The sequence below is a fragment of the Caloramator sp. Dgby_cultured_2 genome (assembly GCF_028872215.1).
Classification (GTDB): domain Bacteria; phylum Bacillota; class Clostridia; order Clostridiales; family Caloramatoraceae; genus Caloramator; species Caloramator australicus.
The window spans coordinates 2388008-2408615 of the sequence record NZ_CP118396.1; the positions used below are offsets into that span (position 1 = coordinate 2388008).

General features: G+C 35.9%; 32 protein-coding genes, 4 pseudogenes and 2 riboswitches. Of the genes and pseudogenes, 26 read left to right on the plus strand and 10 right to left on the minus strand.

Features of this window, described 5'->3' with window-relative positions; translation table 11 throughout:
- Window positions 1-14 precede the first annotated feature (14 nt).
- The 7 genes and pseudogenes from trmB (at window position 15) to PWK10_RS16750 (ending at window position 4279) form a co-directional block, all read left to right on the plus strand.
- Window positions 15-665, plus strand: a complete 651-nt coding sequence (gene trmB / locus PWK10_RS16720) for a tRNA (guanosine(46)-N7)-methyltransferase TrmB (RefSeq protein WP_274766829.1) — start codon at window positions 15-17, stop codon at window positions 663-665.
- Window positions 666-802: 137 nt separating this feature from the next.
- Window positions 803-1791 (plus strand): annotated as a pseudogene (locus PWK10_RS16725) (2-hydroxyacyl-CoA dehydratase family protein).
- Between the two features lies 1 nt (window position 1792).
- Entirely contained in the window at window positions 1793-2551 is a 759-nt protein-coding gene (locus PWK10_RS16730; protein ID WP_274766830.1) for an acyl-CoA dehydratase activase, read from the plus strand.
- A 12-nt stretch (window positions 2552-2563) separates the two neighbouring features.
- A pseudogene (gene queC, locus PWK10_RS16735) lies at window positions 2564-3255 on the plus strand (7-cyano-7-deazaguanine synthase QueC).
- Window positions 3256-3260: 5 nt separating this feature from the next.
- Entirely contained in the window at window positions 3261-3707 is a 447-nt protein-coding gene (gene queD / locus PWK10_RS16740) for a 6-carboxytetrahydropterin synthase QueD (protein ID WP_274766831.1), read from the plus strand.
- On the plus strand, window positions 3700-3993 hold the full coding sequence (locus PWK10_RS16745; protein WP_274766832.1) for a 7-carboxy-7-deazaguanine synthase QueE: 294 nt from the start codon (window positions 3700-3702) through the stop codon (window positions 3991-3993). The genes queD and PWK10_RS16745 overlap by 8 nt, the downstream gene beginning before the upstream one ends.
- Window positions 3959-4279, plus strand: coding sequence for a hypothetical protein (locus PWK10_RS16750; RefSeq protein WP_274766833.1), 321 nt, complete (start codon window positions 3959-3961; stop codon window positions 4277-4279). Before PWK10_RS16745 ends, PWK10_RS16750 begins: the two co-directional genes overlap by 35 nt.
- Before the next feature lie 6 nt (window positions 4280-4285).
- Here the strand turns inward: PWK10_RS16750 and PWK10_RS16755 are convergent, their stop codons facing one another.
- Window positions 4286-5320, minus strand: a complete 1035-nt coding sequence (locus PWK10_RS16755; protein ID WP_274766834.1) for an ATP-binding protein — start codon at window positions 5318-5320, stop codon at window positions 4286-4288.
- Window positions 5321-5444: 124 nt separating this feature from the next.
- Entirely contained in the window at window positions 5445-5675 is a 231-nt protein-coding gene (locus PWK10_RS16760) for an ATP-binding protein (protein WP_274766835.1), read from the minus strand.
- Between the two features lie 172 nt (window positions 5676-5847).
- On the opposite strand from PWK10_RS16760, the gene sigZ reads away from it, so the two are divergent.
- Together sigZ and PWK10_RS16770 are read left to right on the plus strand one after the other, a co-directional pair.
- On the plus strand, window positions 5848-6378 hold the full coding sequence (gene sigZ / locus PWK10_RS16765; protein ID WP_274768345.1) for an RNA polymerase sigma factor SigZ: 531 nt from the start codon (window positions 5848-5850) through the stop codon (window positions 6376-6378).
- Window positions 6379-6455: 77 nt separating this feature from the next.
- Entirely contained in the window at window positions 6456-6971 is a 516-nt protein-coding gene (locus PWK10_RS16770) for a DUF2703 domain-containing protein (RefSeq protein ID WP_274766837.1), read from the plus strand.
- A gap of 103 nt (window positions 6972-7074) precedes the next feature.
- Here the strand turns inward: PWK10_RS16770 and PWK10_RS16775 are convergent, their stop codons facing one another.
- Genes PWK10_RS16775 through PWK10_RS16805 form a run of 8 tightly spaced genes read right to left on the minus strand, consistent with a single transcriptional unit; the run spans window position 7075 to window position 10684 of the window.
- On the minus strand, window positions 7075-7719 hold the full coding sequence (locus tag PWK10_RS16775; protein ID WP_342455820.1) for an ABC transporter ATP-binding protein: 645 nt from the start codon (window positions 7717-7719) through the stop codon (window positions 7075-7077).
- The gene (locus tag PWK10_RS16780; RefSeq protein ID WP_342455821.1) at window positions 7716-8282 is read right to left on the minus strand and encodes an ABC transporter transmembrane domain-containing protein; all 567 of its coding nucleotides are present in this window, start codon (window positions 8280-8282) and stop codon (window positions 7716-7718) included. Before PWK10_RS16780 ends, PWK10_RS16775 begins: the two co-directional genes overlap by 4 nt.
- Window positions 8261-8458 (minus strand): ABC transporter transmembrane domain-containing protein, encoded by a 198-nt coding sequence (locus PWK10_RS19050; protein ID WP_446715268.1) that lies wholly within the window; start codon window positions 8456-8458, stop codon window positions 8261-8263. Before PWK10_RS19050 ends, PWK10_RS16780 begins: the two co-directional genes overlap by 22 nt.
- 19 nt (window positions 8459-8477) lie before the next feature.
- Window positions 8478-8846, minus strand: a complete 369-nt coding sequence (locus PWK10_RS16785; RefSeq protein WP_274766838.1) for an ABC transporter transmembrane domain-containing protein — start codon at window positions 8844-8846, stop codon at window positions 8478-8480.
- 12 nt (window positions 8847-8858) lie between these two features.
- Window positions 8859-9398 carry an ATP-binding cassette domain-containing protein gene (locus tag PWK10_RS16790; protein WP_342455822.1) on the minus strand — a complete coding sequence of 180 codons (540 nt, stop codon included), beginning with the start codon at window positions 9396-9398 and terminating at the stop codon, window positions 8859-8861.
- 28 nt (window positions 9399-9426) lie between these two features.
- Window positions 9427-10074: an ABC transporter transmembrane domain-containing protein gene (locus PWK10_RS16795; protein WP_274766839.1), complete on the minus strand. Its 648-nt coding sequence runs from the start codon at window positions 10072-10074 to the stop codon at window positions 9427-9429.
- Entirely contained in the window at window positions 10005-10280 is a 276-nt protein-coding gene (locus PWK10_RS16800; protein WP_342455823.1) for an ABC transporter transmembrane domain-containing protein, read from the minus strand. Before PWK10_RS16800 ends, PWK10_RS16795 begins: the two co-directional genes overlap by 70 nt.
- On the minus strand, window positions 10250-10684 hold the full coding sequence (locus PWK10_RS16805) for an ABC transporter transmembrane domain-containing protein (protein WP_274766840.1): 435 nt from the start codon (window positions 10682-10684) through the stop codon (window positions 10250-10252). Before PWK10_RS16805 ends, PWK10_RS16800 begins: the two co-directional genes overlap by 31 nt.
- Window positions 10685-11010: 326 nt before the next feature.
- A riboswitch (TPP riboswitch) is annotated at window positions 11011-11124 on the plus strand.
- A gap of 76 nt (window positions 11125-11200) precedes the next feature.
- Between PWK10_RS16805 and thiS the strand changes: the two genes are divergently transcribed.
- The 17 genes and pseudogenes from thiS (at window position 11201) to PWK10_RS19075 (ending at window position 20587) form a co-directional block, all read left to right on the plus strand.
- Complete coding sequence (gene thiS / locus PWK10_RS16810; RefSeq protein ID WP_274766841.1) at window positions 11201-11392, plus strand: sulfur carrier protein ThiS; 192 nt, start codon at window positions 11201-11203, stop codon at window positions 11390-11392.
- Between the two features lies 1 nt (window position 11393).
- Window positions 11394-12161 (plus strand): HisA/HisF-related TIM barrel protein, encoded by a 768-nt coding sequence (locus PWK10_RS16815; RefSeq protein ID WP_446715269.1) that lies wholly within the window; start codon window positions 11394-11396, stop codon window positions 12159-12161.
- A gap of 1 nt (window position 12162) precedes the next feature.
- Complete coding sequence (locus tag PWK10_RS16820; protein WP_274766842.1) at window positions 12163-12660, plus strand: radical SAM protein; 498 nt, start codon at window positions 12163-12165, stop codon at window positions 12658-12660.
- 268 nt (window positions 12661-12928) lie between these two features.
- Window positions 12929-13255, plus strand: a complete 327-nt coding sequence (locus tag PWK10_RS16825) for a hypothetical protein (protein WP_274768351.1) — start codon at window positions 12929-12931, stop codon at window positions 13253-13255.
- Window positions 13256-13355: 100 nt separating this feature from the next.
- Window positions 13356-13853, plus strand: coding sequence for a sulfur carrier protein ThiS adenylyltransferase ThiF (gene thiF / locus PWK10_RS16830; protein WP_274768353.1), 498 nt, complete (start codon window positions 13356-13358; stop codon window positions 13851-13853).
- On the plus strand, window positions 13843-14523 hold the full coding sequence (gene thiE / locus PWK10_RS16835; RefSeq protein ID WP_274766843.1) for a thiamine phosphate synthase: 681 nt from the start codon (window positions 13843-13845) through the stop codon (window positions 14521-14523). The genes thiF and thiE overlap by 11 nt, the downstream gene beginning before the upstream one ends.
- Window positions 14492-15741, plus strand: a pseudogene (gene thiC, locus PWK10_RS16840) (phosphomethylpyrimidine synthase ThiC). Before thiE ends, thiC begins: the two are co-directional and overlap by 32 nt.
- A 110-nt stretch (window positions 15742-15851) precedes the next feature.
- A riboswitch (purine riboswitch) is annotated at window positions 15852-15953 on the plus strand.
- Window positions 15954-16027: 74 nt separating this feature from the next.
- A pseudogene (gene purC / locus PWK10_RS16845) lies at window positions 16028-16738 on the plus strand (phosphoribosylaminoimidazolesuccinocarboxamide synthase).
- On the plus strand, window positions 16735-16974 hold the full coding sequence (gene purS, locus PWK10_RS16850) for a phosphoribosylformylglycinamidine synthase subunit PurS (protein WP_274766844.1): 240 nt from the start codon (window positions 16735-16737) through the stop codon (window positions 16972-16974). Before purC ends, purS begins: the two are co-directional and overlap by 4 nt.
- 2 nt (window positions 16975-16976) lie before the next feature.
- Window positions 16977-17141, plus strand: coding sequence for a hypothetical protein (locus tag PWK10_RS19055; protein WP_342455563.1), 165 nt, complete (start codon window positions 16977-16979; stop codon window positions 17139-17141).
- Complete coding sequence (locus tag PWK10_RS19060; RefSeq protein WP_342455564.1) at window positions 17102-17440, plus strand: phosphoribosylformylglycinamidine synthase subunit PurQ; 339 nt, start codon at window positions 17102-17104, stop codon at window positions 17438-17440. Before PWK10_RS19055 ends, PWK10_RS19060 begins: the two co-directional genes overlap by 40 nt.
- A 59-nt stretch (window positions 17441-17499) precedes the next feature.
- Window positions 17500-17634, plus strand: a complete 135-nt coding sequence (locus tag PWK10_RS19065; protein WP_342455824.1) for a hypothetical protein — start codon at window positions 17500-17502, stop codon at window positions 17632-17634.
- Between the two features lie 73 nt (window positions 17635-17707).
- The gene (locus tag PWK10_RS16860) at window positions 17708-18046 is read left to right on the plus strand and encodes a hypothetical protein (protein WP_274766845.1); all 339 of its coding nucleotides are present in this window, start codon (window positions 17708-17710) and stop codon (window positions 18044-18046) included.
- Window positions 17983-18807 (plus strand): 5-(carboxyamino)imidazole ribonucleotide synthase, encoded by an 825-nt coding sequence (locus PWK10_RS16865; protein WP_274768354.1) that lies wholly within the window; start codon window positions 17983-17985, stop codon window positions 18805-18807. Before PWK10_RS16860 ends, PWK10_RS16865 begins: the two co-directional genes overlap by 64 nt.
- Window positions 18800-19294, plus strand: coding sequence for a 5-(carboxyamino)imidazole ribonucleotide mutase (gene purE, locus PWK10_RS16870; protein WP_274766846.1), 495 nt, complete (start codon window positions 18800-18802; stop codon window positions 19292-19294). Before PWK10_RS16865 ends, purE begins: the two co-directional genes overlap by 8 nt.
- 14 nt (window positions 19295-19308) lie before the next feature.
- Window positions 19309-19926, plus strand: coding sequence for an AIR synthase related protein (locus tag PWK10_RS19070; RefSeq protein WP_342455565.1), 618 nt, complete (start codon window positions 19309-19311; stop codon window positions 19924-19926).
- Complete coding sequence (locus tag PWK10_RS19075) at window positions 19898-20587, plus strand: AIR synthase-related protein (protein ID WP_342455566.1); 690 nt, start codon at window positions 19898-19900, stop codon at window positions 20585-20587. Before PWK10_RS19070 ends, PWK10_RS19075 begins: the two co-directional genes overlap by 29 nt.
- The last annotated feature ends 21 nt before the right edge of the window (window positions 20588-20608 follow it).

A 20608-nucleotide genomic window follows, 5' to 3' on the forward strand; every position in this document is an offset into this window, starting at 1 on the left:
TTAGGAGGAAGGCTATGAGGCTAAGACATAAGCCGTGGGCAAGGCCGGAGCTTGAAGCATGCCCCTTTGTAGTGACTCAGCCTAAGGAATATAGGGGAAAATGGAAGGACGTTTTTGGGAACGAAAATGACATTTACCTTGAGCTTGGCTGCGGAAGGGGTAGATTTATATCAGAAAATGCAGCCCATTATCAAGACAAAAATTTTATAGGCATAGACATTAAGGATGAAGTTTTAGTTTATGCCAAAAGGAAGGTTGAGGAAAAATTTAAGGAAATAAATAAAGAAGTTTCAAATGTTCGCCTTATAATAGGTGATATAATCTATGTTGATGAGATGTTTGGCAGGGATGAGATTTCAAGGATTTACTTAAACTTTAGCACCCCTTGGCCAAAGAAAAGGCACAACAAAAGAAGGCTAACCCATCCAAGGTTTTTGGAAAAATATAAAAACTTTTTAAGAAGGGATTCTGAGATTTGGTTTAAAACGGATCATGAGGAATTTTTTAACGACTCTATTGCCTATTTTCAAGAGATGGGTTTTGAGTTAAAATATATAACATATGACCTTCATAACAGCGATTTTAAAGAAAATATAATGACGGAATACGAGATGAAGTTTTCCTCCTTTGGGCAAAGGATAATGTTTTTGATTGCAAAGTATTAAAACTTAATAAGACAGTTCGAAACCATCCTGTCTCTAAACAAAACTATGGGCCTGGTGCTGGCATAAGCACTAAAGGGCCATTTTGGCCCTTTTAATTCATAGGGGCAGGTCTGCCCCTTTTTTATTGGAGGTGCAAAATGAGAATAGGAATAACAACTACAGCTCCAATTGAAGTTTTATATGCAGCAGGTTATAAGGTTATTGATCTTAACAATGCATTTATATCTTCTAAGGACTATTCAAAATATATTGAACTTGCTGAAAGGGACGGCTTCCCTAAAAGCCTTTGTGCCTGGATTAAAGGAATATATGGTGCATGTATTGAAAATGATATTAAAGAAGTTGTAGGCGTTGTTGAAGGGGACTGTTCAAATACTAAGTCATTGGTTGAAGTTTTTAAATCAAGAGGAATTAAAATTTATCCCTTTTCATACCCTACCCTTCATACAAAGGAGGAGGTTAAAAGAAGCATAGATGAATTTTTAAGGCAGTTTAACGTAACCCTTGAGGAAGCTGAGAATGTAAGACAAAAACTAAATAAGGGAAGATTTCTTGCAAGGGAGATAGACAAGCTAACTTTAGAGTTTAAAGCAACTGGCTTTGAAAACCACCTTTATCAGGTATCCTTATCAGACTTTGATGGGGATGTGGAAAAGTTTATTAAAATACTTGAAGGCAAGGTGGAGGATATAAAAAGAGAAATCCAAATCCTAAAAAACTAAGGCTTGCCTATATAGGGGTTCCGCCTATGACGGGGGATTTATACGACTTTGTTGAAAATTTAGATGCCCAAATCATCTACAACGAGGTTCAAAGGGAATTTGCCTTTCCAAGGTTTGATGAGGTTAAGGATATTTATGAGCAGTATTACGACTATACCTATCCTTATAGCTTAAGCTTCCGATTAAAGGAGATAAAAAGGCAGATAAAGGAAAGAAAAATAGATGGGGTAATCCACTATACCCAAGCCTTTTGTTATAGGGCAATTGATGATATCGTCATTAAAAAGGAGCTTGATGTTCCTGTTTTAAACATAGAAGGGGATAAGCTAAACGCCCTTGATGCAAGGACAAAGATACGAATTGAAGCATTTTTGGATATGCTGAAGGATTTAAAGGAGGATTAAATTGAGGATATTAGGAATTGATTTGGGATCAAGATTTGTAAAGGTTGCACTTATGGAGGAGGGTATTATAAAGGAAAAGTTTAAAATAAGCACCGTAAAGTTTTATAAGGAATACTGTAGGTTCGACGGAAGGCTTAAAGTAGACTTTGAAAGGCTTGGAGTTTCTAATTTTGATATAGGTGTTTCAACGGGATACGGAAGAAACAATGTCGATATAGAAAGCTTTAGGATAATAAACGAACTTAAGGCCCATGCCTATGGTGCTATATATCAAACAAACCTTAAGGATTTTATTCTTCTAGATGTTGGAGGACAGGACGTTAAGGTTATAAAGGTTGAAAAGGGAGTTTTAACTGACCTTGAGCTTAACGATAAGTGTGCGGCTTCCTGCGGAAGATATCTTGAAAATATGGCAAAGATACTTGAAACCGACCTTGATGATTTATCCAGATTTTTCAAAGACCCCGTTGAATTAAATTCTACATGTGCAGTTTTTTCTGAATCTGAGCTTATCGGAAAAATTGCAGAGGGACATTCCTTTGAAAGTCTTTGCGCAGGGGTAAACTTTTCTTTATACAACAGGCTAAGGCCCCTTCTTTCAAAGTTTAAAGGAAGGCTTTTACTTCTTTCCGGTGGAGTTGCTAAAAATAGAGCCCTTATAGAATACCTAAAGCAGGATTATGATGAGATAAAGGTGTTGGAGGATCCAGACTTTAACGGAGCCATAGGCTGCTGCTATTTTGGAAGTTTAAAAGGATAAGGAGGAGTTATTATGACAAAGGCATTGGTGTTGGCAAGCGGAGGGCTTGATAGCACAGTTTTACTTTCAAAGGTTGTAAAGGAATATGGATGTGAAAACGTAACTGCCCTTAACATATTTTATGGGCAAAAACACAAAAAGAAGCTGAATTTGCAAAGTATCAGGCTGAAAAATATGGAGTAAATTATATTACAGCAGATTTATCAAGCGTATTCAAGTTTTCAAAGGATTGTCCCCTTCTTGAAGGCAGCGAAAATGAAATCCCCGAAAAATCTTATGCAGAGCAGCTAAAGGAGATGGGAGGACAAGGAACGGTTTCAACCTATGTTCCCTTTAGAAATGGACTATTTTTATCCTATGCTGCAGCCATTGCAATTCAATTTGGAGCATCTAAAATTTTTTACGGTGCCCATTCTGACGATGCGGCAGGGAGTGCATACCCCGATTGTTCAGGAAGTTTTATAGAAAACATGGCAAGGGCTATATATGAAGGAACCGGCGGTGAGGTTTCCCTTGAGGCACCCTTTTGGAATTTAACTAAGAAGGATATCGTAAAGATTGGACTTGATTTAGGTGTTGATTTTGCTCATACATGGAGCTGTTATAAGGGAAAGGAGGAGCCCTGCAGAAGGTGTGCTACATGCATAGACAGGGAAAGGGCCTTTGAACTTAATGGAATTCAAGATCCACTTATTAGGAGGTAATAAAGTTGAAAATAACTGTAACAAAGGAATTTACCTTTGATTGTGCCCACATGCTCTCTAATCATGAGGGGATATGTTCTAATCTTCATGGTCACACATATAAACTTGAAGTTACGGCCGCAGCAGGGCTTATAAAGGAAGGCTCATCCCAAGGGATGGTTGTGGATTTTGGGGATTTAAAAAGCATCGTAAAGGAGCTTATTGTGGATAAATTTGATCACTCGTTTATATTTTGGGAAGGTGGCTCTGAGGCAGAAAAGGAAATTGCAAGGGTAGTAGAAGGCTATGGAATGAGGATAGTAAAATTTAATGAAAGGCCAACGGCAGAGAATATGGCAATCTTTATAATAAAAACTTTAAATGAACATCTAAAAGATAGCCCTGTCAAGATAGTTAAAGTTAGGCTCTATGAAACTCCAACTTCCTTTGCGGAGGTGAAGGATGATGTATAGGGTTAATGAGATTTTTCATTCTGTTCAAGGGGAGGGTTCCTATTTAGGCTGCCCTGCAACTTTTGTAAGGTTGTCAGGCTGCAACTTAAACTGCCCCTGGTGCGATACCGACCATTCTGAAAAGGAATTTTTAACTGCAAAGGAGATAGCCGATAGGGTAGAATATGAAAAGGTCATTATAACAGGTGGGGAGCCTACTATTTATGATTTAGAGCCCCTTTTGTTGGAGCTTAAAAAAGAGGAAAAAGACGATGCTGGAGACAAACGGGACAAATTCGACGGATAATATAAGGCATTTGCTTGATTGGATAGTATGTTCCCCAAAACCAGAGACTAATTGGATTATAAACGAAAGATGCCTATTTGATGAGTTAAAATACGTAGTTGATGGCAATTTTGATCCTGAAATTCACATTCCAAAGGGGATAAAGGAAAAGTATAAGGATAGAATTTGGCTGCAGCCGGAGAGTAGTAATTTTAACCTTCGTTCAAAGGAGGCCTTCTACTTTGCAATGAAGGATCCTTCTTTAAGGGTTGGTCTTCAGCTTCATAAGATAATAAACGTAAGATAGAGGTCGCTATGATGCAACCTCTATCTTTTGAATAAGAAGTATGTTGGAATTGGTTTTTGCATATTCGACTAGCTCATCCGTAAATCCGGATTTTGAAAATAGAATATAATATTTATTAGGATGATTAAATAATGTTGATTTTTCCATCAAATCCCTTAACGTTTCCATGCCTACCAGTTGATTTTTCCATTTGCATTCACCAAATATTATATTATCTTTATTTAAGGCCACTATGTCGATTTCTTCTTCTCGTTTTTTATATGGATTGTTTCCCCACCATTTACCTATTTTTTCTGCGATAAAGGGAAGCTTTTTATCCCTATTTAAAAGTTTGATGTAATCAAGACATATATCTTCATAGACTAAACCTAAGAAATCATTCATAAAGGGTTTGATTTTTTCTTCTATAACAAAATCAATTAAACCTTGTTCTATCAATGATTTATTATAAAATACAAATCTATACCAAAATCTAAAAAAGTTGTCTTTTATTCTATATATGCTTTTTCTACTGTTTTCTTTTATATCTATAGGGGTTATTTTTTCAATTATTTGCAGGTCTATAAGGGTAGAAATATATTTTGCACATTTATCGTTTTCTATTCCAACTTTTGTTGAGATTTCGTTAAGTTTGCTGGCCCCATCTGCTATAGCCTCAATAATGGAATTATAAAGAGCTGGCTCTCTAACTTCTTGCTTTAAAAGTAATTTTGGTTCTTCAAACAGGTATGAGGTTTTATCTAAAATTTTATTTTTTATATTCTCAAATATATTTAAACTATCATCGAAGTTTCTAAGATATTGAGGGACACCACCCAATATTCCATATGCAGCAACATTTTCTTCGAATGTATATCTTGGGAAAAATTCTGTGCTTGTGAAAAAATTAAAAGGTTCGATAAAAAATTGTGCTGTTCTTCTTCCATATAAGGGACTTTTGTAGCTTAAAACTTCTTTTTCTATAAAACTCATAGATGAGCCGCAAACTACAATGAATAGTTTCGTATCTTTAAGATGATGATCGATTAAATTTTGTAACATGTGAAGGCAAACTTTTGTTGGCATTTACAAGGTAAGGGAATTCATCGATCACAAGAACTAATCTTCTATCCTTTGAATTTTTGCTAAAAAAGAAATGCCTTTTCCCACGTTTCAAATCGGCTTACTAATCCGTCAAGGCCAAAATATGATAGTATCTTATCTGAAAAATTTTCCAGAGCCATTTTATCATTATATTCTTCAGCAACAAAAATATTGATGGTTTATCTTTACAAAATTCAGCAAGTAATGTGGTTTTACCAACACGCCTTCTTCCATACATAACAATAAATTGAAACTTATCTTCGATGTATAATTTATTCAATGAATCTAATTCGCTTTTTCTTCCAATAAACATAAAATCACTCCTTTTTATTAACTCGTGATTTACTAACTCTAAAGTTAGTTACTTTAGAGTTAGTAAAATTGTAGCATATTTCATTGATTTTTTCTACTATGTTGTAATTATATTTAATGTTCATAAGCACAAAATTTGAGTATAATATCTGTGGGGTGATATTTTGAATAACATGTGGGAAGAGTTCATTGATAGACTACGAAAATATATAGATAAGCATGTATCCGACAAGGATGATGCGGAGGATTTACTTCAAGAGGTTCTTATAAAGATATATAAGAATTTAGACAACTTAGAGCAGGAGGAAAAGGTATACCCTTGGATATATCAAATAGCAAGAAATTCCATAATAGATTATTATAGAAGGAAAAACAAAATGACTTCAAACTTAGAATTGGAAGATATAGCAGTATATGACGGTGAAGAATCCTCTAATGAGGATATTGCAATTTGCATAAAGAACATGATAAATAGCCTTCCGGAAAAATATAAACAGGTTATCATTCTTTCAGAATACGAAAATCTAACATACAAGGAAATAAGCCAAAGACTTGGAATATCAATATCAGGGGTAAAGTCAAGAATTCAAAGGGCTAGGAAACTTCTAAAAAATATGCTTTATGATTGCTGCAATTTAGAGCTGGACAGCTTAGGGAATGTAATCGATTTTCAGCATAAAACAAAGGACTGCAAATTTTGCTAAGAATAGGGCTAAATTTGAGTCCTTTTTTATTTTTGCGTCTTTATATATGCCAATATGAGTTAAAGGGAGGTTTTTATATGGAAAACAAAAATAAAAGTTGCTGCTCTTGTGGCTCAGCATGCTGCGGTGAGGTTAATACAAAAGTTAATAAAAGAAAATTAGTTATCGACTTTCTTTATCTAGATCTAACTTCTTGTGACCGCTGCATGAAAACCGATGATACCCTTGACGAAGCATTAAATGAAGTTAAAAGGGTATTAGAAGCTACAGGAATAGAAGTTGTTGTAAATAAGATAAACATTACGAATGAAGATTTGGCTAAAAAATACAAATTTGTAAGCTCACCAACAATAAGAATCAATGGCAGGGACATTCAAATGGATATAAAGGAGAGTCCATGCAAGGCATGTGGGGACCTTTGCGGTGATGATGTTGACTGCCGCGTATGGGTTTATCAAGGGAAGGAATATGATTTTCCACCTAAGGAAATGATAATAGAATCAATTTTAAAGGCTGTATATGGTGGAAGTGAAACTGTTAAAGAAGAGGAATACGTAATGCCAGAGAACCTCAAAAGATTTTTGATGGAATGAAAAAAGATAAAGTGGCTTTACAGATAGTCTAGTTAACGTAGCAAAGGAGAATAAAAATTTGATATTAAAAAAGTTGCCGTAAAGGGGCAACTTTTTTAATATTCTATCCTTTGGCTTTCTTCTGTAAGCATATTTTTATAAAGAGTATAATAGTAACCCTTCTTTTAAGAAGCGTCTCATGGTTTCCATCTTCGATTATTTTACCGCCCTCTATTACAAGTATTCTATCTGCATTTCTTACTGTTGAAAGTCTATGGGCGATTACAAAGCTTGTTCTTCCCTTTAAAACCCTTTGAATAGCATCTTGAATTATATGTTCTGTATGGGCGTCAACGGAAGAAGTTGCTTCATCAAGTATAAATATAGAAGGGTTTGAAATTACTGCCCTTGCAAGGGAAATAAGCTGCCTTTGCCCTATGGAAAGCTTACTTCCACCCTCGCCAACTTCAGTGTTGTAACCCTTTTCAAGCCCCATAATAAAGTCATGGGCATTTACAAGCTTTGCAGCTTCAATTATCTCATCCATTGTAGCGTCAAGCTTACCATATCTTATATTGTCGGCAACAGTTCCGCTGAAAAGATGGGGCGTTTGAAGGACATAGCCTAGGCTAGAGTGGAGGACTTTAAGGGGAATGTCCCTATAATCCACCCCATCTATAAATATCCTGCCTTCTGTTGGCTCATAGAAGCGGCAGATAAGATTAACTATGGTTGTTTTTCCAGAGCCGGTTTCACCAACAAGGGCTATTGTTTGTCCCTTTTAACCTGTAAATTAAAGTTTTCTAAAACCCTTTCACCCTCTTTGTATTTAAAGCTTACATTTTCAAATACTATATCCCCTTGTATTTTAAAATCCTCTAATTTCCCTTCATCCTTTATTTCAGGTTCTGTGTTTATAAGGTCTATTACCCTTTCTGCTGCTGCTTGGGCTGAGATTAGCTCTGCCGTAACCCTTGCAAGTTCCCTTACAGGCTCGAAAAATTGAATTGAGTAGGATATAAAGGCTGCAAGGGTTCCAAAGCTTATCAAATTCATATAGGTATATTTTCCACCTACAACAAGTATTACTGCTGTTGATATGCTTCCAAGGCTTATTACAATAGGCATATAAATAGAGGAAAGAATAGCAGCCTTTATTGCAGCGTTTTTCATTTCGGATGTTTCAAGCCTAAATTCGCTAATATGCATATTCTCTGTTGAGAGTATCTTCGACGTTTTAGCTCCCATTATTGCCTCATTAAAAGAGCCTGTTATTTGGGAGTTTAGTTTTCTTACTATCCTATATTGCTTTAATATTCTTTTTGAAAGTATATGCTAATTACAAACAACACAGGTATTGCAAGTATTATAAAAAGGGCAAGTTTAATATTTAAGGTTAAAAGATAAATTAATATAAACGTCATTATGGATACTCCCCAAACCATGTCGACTATTCCCCAGGCAAGGGTATCACCAAGCTTTGAAACGTCGGAGGTCAACCTTGACATTAGATATCCCGTCTGGGTGTTATCGAAAAAGGAAAAAGACAAGTGTTTGCAGCTTTTCAAAGGCAGATTTTCTAATGTCGTGGCAAAGGCCCATATCTACCTTTCCTGCAATTGCTATTAAAAGATATACGTTAATGGTTTGGAAAATAATTAAGATTGAATAAAAAAGTATGAATTTATAAAAACCTTTATAGGTTCCCTTTATTACGAAGTTATCTATTGCGTATTTAGAAAGATAAGGGAATGTGGCATCGATTGCCCCTACAAATACCATTATCATGATAAGAGAAAATATTTCTTTTTTATATGGTTTTAAAAAGGATAAATATTTTTTCCAAAGCTTAAGGTCAAAATTGTTTTTATATTCCTTTTCTTTTATTTGAGCCATAATATCACCGCCTTATATTGTCTTTTCAAAGTCCCTTTCTATTAAGGATTGGATTTCCCAAACCCTTTTATAGAGTCCCTCCTCCTTTATAAGCTTTTCGTGGTTTCCTATGTTTGTAACTTTACCCTTATCTAAAACTATTATAATATCAGCATCCTTAACGCTGGTTATTCTGTGGGAGATTATAATCGTCGTTGTATTTTTGCTCCTTTCTTTAAGGGCGTTTCTTATCTTAGCTTCAGTTTCCGTATCAACGGCACTTAAGGAATCATCAAAGACAAGGATTGGATAATCTTTCAAAACCGCCCTTGCAATAGTAATTCTTTGCCTTTGACCGCCTGATAAGGTTATTCCCTTTTCACCAACTAAGGTGTCATATCCATCCTCAAATTCCATTATTGTATCGTGGATGGATGCGATTTGTGATGCTCTATATATTTCTTCAAGCTCTGCATCGGGATTTGTTATTGCTATGTTTTCTTTGATTGTTTTGGAGTATAAAAAGGCATCCTGAGGAACTACTCCGATTTTTGTCTTATAAATGACTTTGATATATCTTTAAGTTCTATCCCATCTATTTTTATTGAACCTTTTTGTAGTCGTAAAGCCTCAATAAAAGGGATATTATTGTTGATTTTCCTGAACCTGTGGAGCCAAAGAAGGCTACCGCTTGTCCTGCTTCAATTTTAAAAGAAATATCCTTTAAAACATAATTTTTATCATCAAATCCAAAGGTTACGCTGCTAAATTCGATATTCCCCTTGATTTCAATATCTTTAATTCCTTCATCAAGGTTTTCCCTATCCTGAGTTAGTATTTCGTGTATTCTTGAAAGGGATATGGTCATTTTGCCCATGTCGGAAAGAATTCTTCCCATCTGCCTTACAGGCCAAAGGAGCATTCCTTCATAGCTGACAAAAACGAGCAAGGTTCCTATGGTGATTTTGCCATTTGCAGCAAAGTATGAGCCAATAAGAACCACAAGGGCAGTTTGAATCATACAAAGGCAGTCTGAAAAGGACCAATAGTTTGCAAAAAGCTTTATAAGATTATAGGTAAGGTCCCTGTAGGTTTTGTTTTTTTCTGCAAATTTTTTAATTTCAAACTCTTCCCTTGCAAAGGCCTTTACAACTCTAATTCCTGTAATGTTTTCTTGAATTACCGTTGAAAGTTCAGCCTCTGCCTCATCGCTTCTTTTAAATTGCCTTTGAACCCTTGTAAAAACCAAAGGGCAAAGGCGAAGATAATAGGAACTATCAATGTTGCAACAAGGGCAAATTTTACATCCAAAGAAAACATTATGATGAGTATAAGGCTAAGAAGTATAACTGTCCTTCCTATTTCAACAAACTGGTTTGCTAAAAAATTTCTTATGGTTTCAACGTCGGAGGTGCATCTTTGTATTATTTCCCCGATGGATATTTTGAGTAAAATTCATATTTTGCCCTAAGTATTGTTTCGTATAGACTGTCCTTAAACCTCTTTGCTATGTTTTCTGAGGCTTGGCTTGACCATTTTCCTTTAAGATAAAGAAATAATGCGTTAAGTAGGGTAAGTAGTATTACCAAAAGCCCCATAATCCATAGATTTTTTAGAATGTAATCTCTACCGCCTAAAGAATCTACTAAGTTTATCATTAGTTTAGATGTTATAGGCTTTGTCCCGATTATCGAGTCAACGGTTAGTTTTATAATAAGGGGAATAAGGACGGAGAATAAAGCCGAAAGACCCGTTGCAATTATTGAGGCAATGTATTTTAGCCTAAAGCCCTTTGAAAAATCAATTAAAAGTCGATATTTCCTCATGTCATCACCTTCCTTTAAACATAAAAAGGCCATGGGATAGCACACCCATGGCCTAGATTACTTAATATTTTTTAAGGCAATATACGCGAAGGCATAGGTTGCACTATCTTTTTATTTTTAGTATTAAATTTAATTTTTAAACTTCCTATAAACATTAACATCTGTGCAACCTCCCTTCATAAATATTTCTTTTTATAGTATAAAATAATTTTTAAAAAATTTCAACAATTTTTGATATAATGCCATAAGTTGCTATGTGTTATAAGAAAATTATGGAAATGTCAAAAAGTCAAAATGTCAAGAGGCAGGCACTTTACATTTTATAATTTTTGAATTATAATAATTTTAGAAAACTAAATAAAGGACACTGGGGGAGATGGACGAGGCCATCTGAGAGTAAGGTCCGATGAAACCTTAGACCCTTTGAACCTGATCTGGATTATACCAGCGTAGGGAAGTGGGAAAATATGCACTACTCTATTTTGCTGGGTAGTGCTTTTTGCACTACCTTTACGCTGGGGTAGTGCAATTTTTTTAAGGAGGGAGATAATGGCATTTTTAAACGATGAAAGGATTAGCTTTAATGGGACGGTTTTAGAACTTTTAAAAAGGGAGGGATATGATGTAGAAAAGGTTGTTGTTTTACTCAATGGTGAGATCTTAAAAAGAGACCTTTGGGATGAGGTTTTCTTGAAGGAAGAGGATTATTTAGAAGTTGTAAGTTTTGTTGGAGGTGGTTAATGTGTCTTTTGTAATTGGTGGAAAAACTATTAATTCAAGGCTTTTTGTAGGGACAGGAAAGCTTCCAAGTTATGAAATGATAAAAGATATAATTAGGGAAGCCCAAATAGATGTTGTTACAGTTGCTGTAAGAAGGGCCCATAGAGGTGGAGAAAGAGAAAACATTTTGGATTATATTCCAAAGGAAACCATAATAATGGTAAATACATCCGGAGCAAGGGATTATAAGGAGGCTGTAAAGATAGCTTTAATCGGTAGGGAACTTACAAATTCTAATTGGATAAAGGTAGAAATAGAGGCTGATACTAAATATCTTTTGCCTGATAATGAAGAAACCATTAAGGCCTGTGAAATATTAGTTAAGGAGGGGTTTAACGTTTTCCCTTATATTTCCCCGGATCTTATAGTTGCTAAAAAACTTGAGGATATTGGAGTTAGTGCAGTAATGCCTCTTGGTTCACCTATTGGAACCAACAAAGGATTGGTGGCAAAGGAGCTTTTAAAGGCTATAATAAACGAAGTAAAAATTCCAGTCATAGTAGATGCAGGAATAGGAAGGCCCTCCCATGCGGCAGAGGCTATGGAACTTGGAGCCGAAGCTTGCCTTATAAACACCGCTATTGCAACAGCAAAGGATCCTATTAAAATGGCAAAGGCCTTTAAGATGGCGATAGATGCAGGAAGGCTAGCTTGTGAAGTAGGAGTTTTAAAGGAAAGGGAATATGCCGATGCATCATCACCTTTAACGGGATTTTTAAGGGGTGTTTAATATGTTTAATTTTGAAGAAATAGCCCGTCTTTATGAAGAAAATAAAAGCAAACCTTCAAGGGAGGAAGCTATTGAAATTTTAAATAAGGAGGATTTATCCGATAAGGACTATATTAAACTTTTAAACTGCGATGCTTTAGATATATTAGAGGTGGCAGCGAGGAAGGCAAAAAGGCTTACAGAAGCTTATTTTGGTAAAAACATATTTTTATATATTCCTCTTTATATCTCAAATTATTGTTCATCTGGTTGTATTTATTGTGGGTATTCATGTTTTAACAAAATAGAGAGAAGAAGGCTCAGCTTAGATGAAGTTGAAGATGAGATGCTGGCTATAAAGAGAAAAGGATTTAACAGCATATTACTTTTAACGGGGGAGGATGATACAAAGGAGGGGTTTGAATATTTAAAATCGGCTATAAAAATTGCAAAAAACATTTTCCTGAAATTTTCATTGAAACAGGTCCTTTATCCTTTGAAGGATATAAGGAACTTGTAGATGAGGGACTAGTTGGGGTTACTTTATACCAAGAAACCTATGACTTAAATACCTATGAAGCTGTCCATTTAATAGGAAGGAAAAGGAATTTTGTTAAAAGGTTAAATGCCATTGAGGAGGCAATAAGGGCTGGAGTCAAGGAGGTAAATATAGGTTGTCTTTTGGGACTTTCAAATGATTTTAAAAAGGATGTATTTTTAACTGCTATGCATGGCAAGTATCTTTTAAAAAATATCCTAAAATAGAGCTTTCTATATCCTTCCCTAGGATAAGGCCCTTTGAAGGAATGAATTTTATCTATACAAAGGTTGATGACTTGCAATTTGTAAAATTTATAGTTTATACAAGGCTACTATTAAAGCATGCAGGTATCAATATTTCAACAAGGGAAAGTAAAGAACTGAGGGATAACCTAATAGGCCTTGGTGTTACAAAGATGTCGGCGGAGTCTAAAACCGGCGTTGGTGGATATGTAAAGGATAATCCCTCACCAAAGCAGTTTGAGGTATCTGATGATAGAAAGGTTGAAGAAATCATTATGTCTATAAAATCCAAGGGATATAATGCAGAATTTACAAATTGGGTGATGTTATGACCTTTAGAGAAATTTTATTAAATTATCTTTCTGAAAAAGAGCTTAAAAAATAGAAAAGACGAAGGTAATTGTTATAGGCTGTGGAGGTTTAGGTTCTAATATTGCTAAGTTATTGATTAGGACAGGCTTTTTAAACTTAACCCTTATCGACTTTGATGAAGTGGAGCTTAAAAACTTAAATAGGCAGGACTTTTATTTAGAACAGGTAGGCAATAAAAAGGTGTATGCATTAAAGGAAAACCTATTAAAGATTAATAAGGATGCTTTAATAGAAACACTATGCCTAAAAATAACAGAAGATAACCTAAATTTATTGAAGCAGGCAGACATAGTCGTAGAGGCCGTTGATAGGGTAGAGTATAAAAGGATGATTTTTGAATATTGTCTTTCAGAAAAAATAAGGGTTGTATGTGCTTCAGGTATTGCAGGGTTTGGGGACGGAGAAGGAATAAAAATAAAAAGGGGTAAAAATTATTCAATAATTGGGGATTTTAGAAAATCTATAAGTGAGTTTAGTCCCCTTTCTCCTAAGGTAACTGCTGTTGCCAGCTTGCAGGCCGATGAGGTTTTAAGGATGGTGATAGGAGATGAAAGCTGAAAAATTAAGGCTTTTAAAGGAATACAATCTTTACTGCATTACAGCAGAGAATTTATCTAGGGGAAGAAGCAACATAGAGGTAGTAGAAAAAATGCTAAAGTCGGGTGTGAAGATAATTCAATATAGAGAAAAGAAAAAGACCCTAAGAGAAAAACTCTTAGAGTGTGAAAAAATAAGGCAAATGACATTAGATTATGGTTGCATATTTATAATAAACGATAATATAGAAATTGCAAAGATGGTTTTAGCCGATGGAGTTCATATAGGTCAGGATGATTATCCATTAGAGAGGGTAAGAGACTTTTTAGGAGAGGAATATATAATTGGCCTTTCCACCCATTCGAGGACTCAGCTTTATGATGCCCACAAAATAGGAGCGGATTATATTGGTGTTGGCCCTATATTTAAAACCTTTACCAAGGAGGATGTGTGCGATCCTGTTGGATTTGAATATTTAGATATAGCAGTAAAAGAGAGCAAAATCCCCTTTGTTACAATTGGAGGGATAAAGGAAAACAATATGGAGGATGTTTTAAAAAGGGGAGCAAAGTGTATAGCAATGGTAAGTAAAATAGTTGGGGCAGAGGATATCGAAGGAAAGGTTAGAGCTATTTTAGATAAGCTAAATAACTGGAGGGATAAGAATGAAAACTCAAATGGATTATGCTAAGGAAGGGATACTAACGGAGGAGATGAGAATTGCCATAGAAGTTGAGGAGATGGATGAAAAAATTTTTTAGAGTTGATAGCAAATGGTAAGATAGTAATTCCTGCAAATAAAAACAGAAGAAGGTCAAAATATTTTGCAATTGGAGATGGGACAAAAGTTAAGATAAATGTTAATATTGGTGTATCCAGCGAATGCGGAGATTTTAAAGAGGAGATTGAAAAGTTGGAGCTCTGTAAAAAATACGAAGTCGAGTCGGTTATGGATCTTTCAAGTGGGAAAAATTCAAAGGAGTTTAGAAAATATCTTTTAAAAAACTATGATTTCATAGTGGGGACGGTTCCGATATATGATATTGCCATATTACATGAGGATTTTACAAAGGTTGAAGCAAGGGAGATGCTTGAGCTTATAGAGATGCAGGCGGAGGAGGGTGTGGACTTTTTACCCTTCATGCGGGAATTACAAGAAAAACTCTAGAGAGGTTTGAAAAAATAGTAGAATAATGAAAATAGTATCCCGTGGAGGCGGAATGATTTATAACTGGATGATTAAAAACAACAGGGAAAATCCCTATATGAATACTTCGATAATATTTTAGATATTTGTAAAAAACATGACGTAACCTTAAGCCTAGGGGACTCCCTAAGGCCTGGATGCATATTCGACGCTACAGATGCCCTTCAAATCGAGGAGCTTATAAATTTAGGTGAGCTAACAAAAAGGGCGTGGGAAAAGGGAGTTCAGGTCATGATAGAGGGTCCTGGCCACATGAGGGCAAATGAAATTGCAGCAAATATGCTCCTTGAGAAAAAACTATGCCATGGAGCACCCTTTTATGTTTTAGGACCTTTAACAACAGATATAGGTGCAGGATATGACCATATTACAGGAGCTATGGGAGGGCTGATTGCAGCCCTTAATGGTGCAAACTTTTTGTGTTATGTAACTCCTGCTGAACATTTAAGGCTTCCGAGCATAGAGGATGTTAAAGAAGGAATAATTGCCTTCAAACTTGCTGCCCATTCTGCTAATCTTTCAAAGGCTTTTAAGAAAGCCCTTGAAAGGGATTATAAAATGAGCTTGGCAAGATCAGAGATGAATTGGCAGGAGATGTATAGATGGGGAATAGATGAGGAAAAGATGAGGATGTATAAGAAGGATGAAAATAAATACTGCACAATGTGTGGAAAGCTGTGTCCAGTAAATAATGTAAGATAGCCATGGAAGAAAACAAAATATATAAATAATATCAAGATATATATTCGTATATTTTCGAAATATAACAAAAAATATTTGACATATTTAAGGATATATTCTAATATGAAATTAGAAAAGAATACAGGATCATCCATATAATCTGGGGAATATGGCCCTAGAGTCTCTACCGGGCAGCCGTAAACTGCCCGACTATGGATGAGTCAATAGGTTATTCCCTTTTAGGAATAGGTATCCCCTTTTGACTCTTCCATGGTCAAAAAGGGATTATTTTTTAGGGGAGTGTTTTATGGAAAGGTTAGAAAAACTCTATGAAGGTAAGGCAAAGATAATTTATAGGACAAGCGATGAGGATAAAATAATAGCCTACTTTAAGGACGATGCCACAGCCTTTAACGGACAAAAAGAGCACAAATATTTGAAAAGGGAGTTCTTAACAATACCATATCTTCAATTCTATTTGAACTTTTAGAAGGCAAAGGAGTAAAAACCCATTTCTTAAAACAAATCGATAAAAGGCAGCAGCTTCTTAAAAGGTTAATATAATTCCCTTGAGGTAATAGTAAGAAATATCGCAGCAGGAAGCATGGCAAAAAGGCTTGGAATTGAGGAAGGGACAAAACTTAATACAACCGTCTTTGAAATTTGCTACAAAAACGATGAACTTGGGGATCCTTTAATAAACGACTATCATGCAGTAGCTCTAGGAATTACAACCTTTGAGGAGCTTCAAAATATTTATGATTGTGCTGGCAAAGTTAATGAGTTCCTTAAAGAGTTTTTCGATGAACTAGGCATAGACCTTGTTGACTTTAAGCTGGAATTTGGAAGGTTTAGGGATGAGATTTTACTTGCCGATGAGATATCCCCGGACACCTGCAGATTTTGGGACAAAAATACTAAAGAAAAGCTTGACAAGGACAGATTCAGAAGGGACCTTGGAAACGTCATTGAAGGCTATAAAGAGATTTTAAAAAGGATGAAGGGAGAGGTAAAATGAAGGCTTTAATTGATGTTACCTTAAAGGAGAGCATTTTAGATCCACAGGGGGCAGCGGTTAAGGAGGGACTTTTAAAGCTAGGATACCATGTTGAGGGAGTTAGAATTGGAAAGCATATTGAGGTTGAATTAAAGGATATGGATATTAAGGAAGCTGAAGGGATAATCAAGGACATGTGTGAAAAGCTTCTTATTAATCCAGTTATAGAAACCTACACATTTAGATTTGAGGTGTGATTATGAAGGCAGGGGTTGTAGTTTTTCCAGGTTCCAATTGTGATAAGGATGTATTCGATGTTTTAAAGTCTTTAGATGTTGATGTTAAATATATTTGGCATGATGAGGGTAAAATCGATGTTGACCTTTGGTTTTACCCGGAGGATTTTCCTATGGTGATTATTTAAGATGTGGTGCCATCGCAAGGTTTGCGAAGATTTTAGAGGGAATATATGAGTTTTCTGAAAGGGGCAATCTAATCCTTGGTATTTGTAACGGGTTTCAGATACTGACTGAATTAAAGCTCTTACCCGGCGCCCTTTTAAGGAATAAAAATTTAAAGTTTATATGTGGCGACTGTCAGCTTATAGTTGAAAATAACAATACTCCCTTTACAAGGTTTTATGAAAAGGGAGAGGTTGTAAATTTTCCAATAGCCCATGGAGAAGGAAACTATTTTATAGATGATGAGGGCTTAAAAGATTAAATGAAAAGGGACAAATAGTTTTTAAATATAAAAATAATCCCAACGGTTCTATAGAGGATATTGCAGGAATCGTAAACGAAGGGGCAAATGTATTAGGCCTTATGCCCCACCCAGAAAGGTCATCGTCAAAGCTTTTAGGATGTGATGATGGGATAAGATTATTTAAAGGGGCTATAGAATTTTTAAAAGGCTAAGGAGTGTTTCTATGAATAAAGTGTATCTACCACCTTCAAGGATAGGGGTTATAGGGGAGGACAGCTTGGTAGGATGCTTGCCTTTGAGGCCAAAAGGATGGGGTATGAAGTTTTTGTCCTTGATCCTAAGGAAAACTCACCAGCAGGGCAGGTATCAGACTTTCAGTTTGTTGCAAGCTTTGATGATTTTGAAGCCCTTTTAAGTTTAGCCCAAAAGACAGATATTTTAACCTATGAATTTGAACACATTAATGTAGAGCATCTTTTGAGATTAAAGGAAATGGGATATAAAATATACCCTTCACCAGAAACATTAAAAATAATTCAAAATAAGTATCTTCAAAGGGAATATTTAAAAGGCTTGGTCTTCCTGTTCCTAAATTTAAAAGGGTTGAATCCTTTGAGGACTTAATTATAAAGGCAGGACAGTTTTCTTTCCCCCTTATGTTAAAACATGCAAGGGGAGGATATGATGGTAAGGGAAACATCCTTATAAAAGATCAAAAGGATTTAGAGGAGTTTAAGAACTTTGATTTTAAAAGGGAAATTTTTATAGAGGAATATATTCACTTTAAAAAGGAAATATCAATAATACTCTGCAGGAATTTAGATGGCGATTTAAAGTTTTATCTACCCTTTGAAAACTATCATGAGGACAGCATTTTAAAGATTACTAAATGCCCAGCGGATATAAAAGAGGATGTAAAGAAGGAGGCTATAAATATCGCAAAGGCGGTATTAGAAGGCTTTGATGATGTTGGAGTATTCTGCATCGAAATGTTTTTAGACTATGATGATAGGATCTATATAAACGAAATAGCACCAAGGGTTCATAATTCAGGGCATCTTACCATCGAGGCCTGTGTCAGCAGTCAGTTTGAAAACCACTTAAGAAGCATAGCAAATTTACCATTAGGTTCGACGGAGCTTTTAAAAAGGGCGGCCATGATTAATATCCTTGGGGATAGAAAATTAACGGGAAAATATACAATAGAAGGATTTAAGGAGCTACTAAAGATGAATGGAATATATGTTCATCTTTATGGAAAAGACTTTGTAGACAATAAAAAGAAGATAGGTCATGTAACGGTCATCGGTGAGACTGATGAGGAGATAAATGAAAAAATAGAATTTGTTAAAAACAATTTAAAGATAGGTGAGTTTAATGGGTAAGGTAGCAATTATAATGGGAAGCATTTCTGATTATGAGGTTATGAAGGATGCTGAAAATATCTTAAAAAAGTTTAATGTAGATTATGAGATTGATGTAGTATCAGCCCATAGGACCCCTGAAAAGATGTTTTGCTTTGCAAAGGAGGCAGAAGTCAGGGGAACTAAGGTTATAATTGCAGCAGCCGGAGGGGCTGCCCATCTTCCCGGAATGGTAGCCTCAATATCCAACCTTCCGGTTATTGGAGTTCCTATAAAGGGCAAATCCTTAGAAGGGCTCGATTCCCTTTTATCAATAGTTCAAATGCCAAAGGGAATTCCCGTTGCAACAGTTGCCATAAACGGTGCAGCAAATGCTGCAATATTGGCTGTTAAAATACTTGCAACCTTTGATGAGGATTTAATGAATAAATTAAAGGACTACAAGAGGGAACTTGAAGAGGACGTATTTAATATGTCTAAAAGGTTAATTGACGGTCAATTAACTTAACAAGGAGGATTGCTATGCTAACATATAAGGATGTTGGTTTAAATAAAGAGGAATACGATTTGATAGTTGAAAAATTAGGAAGAATTCCAAACGATTTAGAGCTTTCGATGTTTGGAGTTATGTGGTCGGAACACTGTAGCTACAAAAATTCAAGGGCCCTTTTAAAGCTTTTCAACACTAAAAGCGAAAGGGTGTTACAGGGCCCTGGGGAAAATGCAGGGGTTGTGGATATCGGAGATGGACTTGCAATTGCAATGAAAATAGAAAGCCACAATCATCCGTCAGCCGTTGAACCATATCAAGGAGCTGCGACGGGAGTTGGAGGTATTTTAAGGGACGTATTTACAATGGGAGCAAGACCTATTGCAAATCTTAATTCTATAAGGTTTGGGAGGCTTGAGCTTGAAAAAACAAAGCATCTTTTAAAGGGAGTTGTAAAGGGAATAGGAGACTATGGAAATTCCGTTGGTATTCCAACGGTAGGTGGTGAGACGGTTTTTAATGAATGCTATAACGATAATCCCCTTGTAAATGCCATGAGCGTAGGACTTCTTAAAAGGGAAGACTTAAAAAGGCGGCAGCAAAGGGGTTGGAAACCCCGTCATGCTGGTTGGACATACAACAGGACGTGATGGAATGGGTGGGGCAAGCTTTGCCTCTTGTGATTTAACTAAGGAATCGGAGGAAAAGCGTTCAGCTGTTCAGGTGGGGGACCCATTTATGGAAAAGCTTCTTTTGGAGGCCTGCCTTGAGCTAATTAAAGAGGGATGCGTCGTTGGGATACAGGACCTTGGTGCGGCAGGGCTCACATCTGCAAGCTGTGAGACTGCCTTTAGGGGAGAAAGCGGAATAAAAATAGATGTTACAAAGGTTATTACAAGGGAAAAGGGAATGAACCCCATTGAGATTATGATTTCCGAATCCCAGGAGAGGATGCTCGTTATAGTTGAAAAGGGTAAGGAAGATAGGGTTTTTAAAATCTTTAACAAGTGGGGACTTCATGCATCGGTAATAGGAGAGGTTACTGACGATGGATTCGTTTCAGTTTATGAGGGAGAAAGGTTAGTTGGACAAGTGCCAGCAAAGCTTCTTGCCGATGGCGCACCAATTAATTTAAGACCCTTTAAAAGGCCAAAATATATGGATGAGCTCATGAATTTTGATACCTCAAAGGTTGAAAAGCCAAAAGATTTAAAGGAGACTATTTTGAAGCTTTTAAAATCCCCTAATATTGCATTAAAAAGTGGGTTTACAGCCAGTATGACCATCAGGTTAGAAACAGCACGTTATTAAACCCGGTGGGGATGCAGCCCT

What these genes read in the sequence shown, in the direction of transcription:
- trmB (WP_274766829.1), top strand. Translation starts at nt 15, where the DNA reads ATGAGGCTAAGACATAAGCCGTGGGCAAGGCCGGAGCTTGAAGCATGC.
- PWK10_RS16745 (WP_274766832.1), top strand. Translation starts at nt 3,700, where the DNA reads ATGTATAGGGTTAATGAGATTTTTCATTCTGTTCAAGGGGAGGGTTCC.
- PWK10_RS16750 (WP_274766833.1), top strand. Translation starts at nt 3,959, where the DNA reads ATGCTGGAGACAAACGGGACAAATTCGACGGATAATATAAGGCATTTG.
- PWK10_RS16755 (WP_274766834.1), bottom strand. Translation starts at nt 5,320, where the DNA reads ATGTTACAAAATTTAATCGATCATCATCTTAAAGATACGAAACTATTC.
- PWK10_RS16760 (WP_274766835.1), bottom strand. Translation starts at nt 5,675, where the DNA reads ATGTTTATTGGAAGAAAAAGCGAATTAGATTCATTGAATAAATTATAC.
- sigZ (WP_274768345.1), top strand. Translation starts at nt 5,848, where the DNA reads ATGTGGGAAGAGTTCATTGATAGACTACGAAAATATATAGATAAGCAT.
- PWK10_RS16770 (WP_274766837.1), top strand. Translation starts at nt 6,456, where the DNA reads ATGGAAAACAAAAATAAAAGTTGCTGCTCTTGTGGCTCAGCATGCTGC.
- PWK10_RS19050 (WP_446715268.1), bottom strand. Translation starts at nt 8,458, where the DNA reads ATGTCAAGGTTGACCTCCGACGTTTCAAAGCTTGGTGATACCCTTGCC.
- PWK10_RS16785 (WP_274766838.1), bottom strand. Translation starts at nt 8,846, where the DNA reads ATGGCTCAAATAAAAGAAAAGGAATATAAAAACAATTTTGACCTTAAG.
- PWK10_RS16805 (WP_274766840.1), bottom strand. Translation starts at nt 10,684, where the DNA reads ATGGCCTTTTTATGTTTAAAGGAAGGTGATGACATGAGGAAATATCGA.
- thiS (WP_274766841.1), top strand. Translation starts at nt 11,201, where the DNA reads ATGGCATTTTTAAACGATGAAAGGATTAGCTTTAATGGGACGGTTTTA.
- PWK10_RS16820 (WP_274766842.1), top strand. Translation starts at nt 12,163, where the DNA reads ATGTTTAATTTTGAAGAAATAGCCCGTCTTTATGAAGAAAATAAAAGC.
- thiE (WP_274766843.1), top strand. Translation starts at nt 13,843, where the DNA reads ATGAAAGCTGAAAAATTAAGGCTTTTAAAGGAATACAATCTTTACTGC.
- purS (WP_274766844.1), top strand. Translation starts at nt 16,735, where the DNA reads ATGAAGGCTTTAATTGATGTTACCTTAAAGGAGAGCATTTTAGATCCA.
- PWK10_RS19055 (WP_342455563.1), top strand. Translation starts at nt 16,977, where the DNA reads ATGAAGGCAGGGGTTGTAGTTTTTCCAGGTTCCAATTGTGATAAGGAT.
- PWK10_RS16860 (WP_274766845.1), top strand. Translation starts at nt 17,708, where the DNA reads ATGCTTGCCTTTGAGGCCAAAAGGATGGGGTATGAAGTTTTTGTCCTT.
- purE (WP_274766846.1), top strand. Translation starts at nt 18,800, where the DNA reads ATGGGTAAGGTAGCAATTATAATGGGAAGCATTTCTGATTATGAGGTT.
- PWK10_RS19070 (WP_342455565.1), top strand. Translation starts at nt 19,309, where the DNA reads ATGCTAACATATAAGGATGTTGGTTTAAATAAAGAGGAATACGATTTG.
- PWK10_RS19075 (WP_342455566.1), top strand. Translation starts at nt 19,898, where the DNA reads ATGCTGGTTGGACATACAACAGGACGTGATGGAATGGGTGGGGCAAGC.